The following is a 1,545-nucleotide window of genomic DNA, read 5'->3' on the forward strand; positions in this document are numbered from 1 at the left end:
AAGGGCACCGGGTCGGGCGGCTCCGACGCGGTCCTGCATCCGGCGCAGCAACAGCCGCTCGATCAGCGGTCCGAGCACCACGCCGACCAGCACCGCCGCGGCGAGCAGGATCGGCAGGCCGAGCCAGGGCGGTGCGCCGAGGGAGGCGGCGAACAGCCCGAGGGAGGCTGCCGCGTAGCCGCCGATGGCGTAGAGGCTGCCATGCGCCACGTTGAGCACCCGCAGCACGCCGAACACCAGGTTCAGCCCCACCGCCACCATGAAGACGGCGGCGGCGTAGGACAGCCCGTCGAGCAAAGCGAGCCCGACGAGGATCCCGTTCTCCGACAACCAGGCCATCAGCTCTTGAAGACCTGCGCCTGCGGGAGCTTGGCCACCATGTCGGGGCTCAGCGTCTTGAGCCAGTCGGCGCTCTTCTGGCCGACCGGCGTCGTCACGGACTCGGCCGGGAAGACGATCATGTCGGTGAGCACCGGGAACGGATACTTGTCCGAGTGCAGGGTGGTGCCGATGAGCTGGTTCTCGAGCCCCTGGCCGTCCTCGCGGATGCGGACGCTGGCGGTGGGCGAGGGGAATTCGAGGCCCTTGAAGGCAGCGGCGAGTTCCGCGTCGCTCGGCCAGCCGCCGTTCTTCGCGGCCACCGCCTTCTCGATGCCGGCCTTCATCGCCGAGACGGCCTGGGCCATGTGGAAGCAGGGATAGATCGGCCAGGCATTGTACTTGGCGCGGTAGCTGTCGTTGAAGCGCTTCAGCCGCTCCGGATCGGCCGGCGAGGGGTGCAGGAACCAGTGGTCGCCCCGCGCCCCGACGATGTGGCCGGCGGGCAGCGCCTTGCCGACCCGCTGGAGCGAGGATTCGGCGAGCGGCATCACGAAGGTCGCGCGCTCGAACAGCTTGCGGTCGGAGGCCTGGCGGATCAGCGCGTCGAGGTCGCCGCCCCAGGAGGTCGACAGCACCACGTCCGGCCGCAAGGCCAACACGCGGGTGATCTCGGTCGAGAAGTCGGTGGCGCCGAAGCGCGGGAACAGCTCGGCCGCGATCTTCACCCCGGGCTTCAGGGTGTTCATCGCGGTGCGGAAGATGTCCCAGGAATCGCGGCCCCAGGCATAGTCCTGGTTGATCACCGCGATCGACTTGAAGTCGGGCTTCACCTTCAGGAGGTAGAGCAAGGCCGCCAGGATCTCCGGCGTGGCGTTGGCCTGGGTGCGGAAGGCGTAAGAGTAGCGGTTGTCCTCGAAGATGCGCTGGGTGCCGCAATCCCACAGCAGCGTCGGGCGCTTCAGTTCGTCGGCGAGCGGCGCGCAGGCGATGCAATCGGCGGACGAGATCGCCGCGAAGACGAGATGGACGCCTTCCGACTGGACGAGGCGACGGTATTCGCCGACGACGTGGTCGACGCCCGGGCCCTCGTCGACGAAGATCGGCCGCACCTTCACCCCGGCGATGCCGCCGGCGGCGTTGATCTCGTCGAACAGCATCTCGGCGGTCTGGCGGCCGGGCACGCCGAACACGCTGGCCGGGCCCGACAGGTAGGTGGCGATGCCG

The 1,545-nt window shown here is 69.2% G+C and carries 2 protein-coding genes; both read right to left on the bottom strand.

What is annotated here, in order from left to right; genetic code table 11:
• Positions 1 to 339, bottom strand: a 339-nt coding sequence (locus VP06_RS32925; protein ID WP_048468039.1) for an ABC transporter permease subunit, incomplete at its 3' end; no start/stop codon positions are given.
• Positions 339 to 1,545 (bottom strand): ABC transporter substrate-binding protein (locus tag VP06_RS32930; RefSeq protein ID WP_048468040.1); only part of this gene is annotated, 1,207 nt, incomplete at its 5' end. The genes VP06_RS32930 and VP06_RS32925, both read right to left, overlap by 1 nt.

This window comes from Methylobacterium aquaticum, from assembly GCF_001043915.1.
Lineage (GTDB): Bacteria > Pseudomonadota > Alphaproteobacteria > Rhizobiales > Beijerinckiaceae > Methylobacterium > Methylobacterium aquaticum.